At 38.7% G+C, this 646-nt stretch carries 1 protein-coding gene; it reads right to left on the bottom strand.

Translation table 11 applies throughout. From position 1 onward, the window contains the following. Positions 1–128: 128 nt before the first annotated feature. Positions 129–614 (bottom strand): hypothetical protein, encoded by a 486-nt coding sequence (locus UA76_RS09660; protein WP_047045404.1) that lies wholly within the window; start codon positions 612–614, stop codon positions 129–131. Positions 615–646: the final 32 nt, after the last annotated feature.

Genomic DNA, 646 nt, shown 5'->3' with positions numbered 1-646 from the left:
TTACTAACGGGCGACAACGCTATGCTACCCAACTTTAACACTGTGCCGTAAACACTGAAGCTGAAATTGCGACTGAAGTCGCCGAGCGTTAGGAGTCCCTGTTAAGTAATTTGTTAGCATTCAGAACGCTAACCTTTTAATTTGGTGCAATTTTTTATAAGACTAGCAATAGCTGACGAGCTATTTTTGAGGGAAATAAACTCTACCTCTAAACGTCCATTCCATCTTTCCCATAACACGGAAACCTCATTCCCTTTTTGTAGCTGATTGATTACATTCTTACTAATGCTATGTTTGGTTTTTAGTAGTTCGGGAAACGACGCATGGTTTACCATGTTGTAGTAAAACGACTTCCCATCAATCTCTACTATTACTTTTGTAGTTTCTTCTTGGCCTTTTCTTGGAGTAGTAGGAGCGAGTTTAGGCTGCAATTCGAGAACAATATTTCCTTTTGTGTATTGGCTACAACTAAGTCCAAAACTAGTTAATTTTCCAGAGCTTGGCCTAATGGAAGCGCTCTCGATTGATTTGTATGAACTGGATTTCCATTTGTCTGTACTTGCTACTGCACTTAAGGGAAGTAATAAAGCAATAACCGTTATAGTCTTAATCATTGATAGTCCTTAAATGAATGCTAACGCCTTGT

The organism is Vibrio mexicanus (assembly GCF_001012815.1).
GTDB classification, from domain to species: domain Bacteria; phylum Pseudomonadota; class Gammaproteobacteria; order Enterobacterales; family Vibrionaceae; genus Vibrio; species Vibrio mexicanus.
This window is presented reverse-complemented; position numbering and strand designations above follow the sequence as displayed.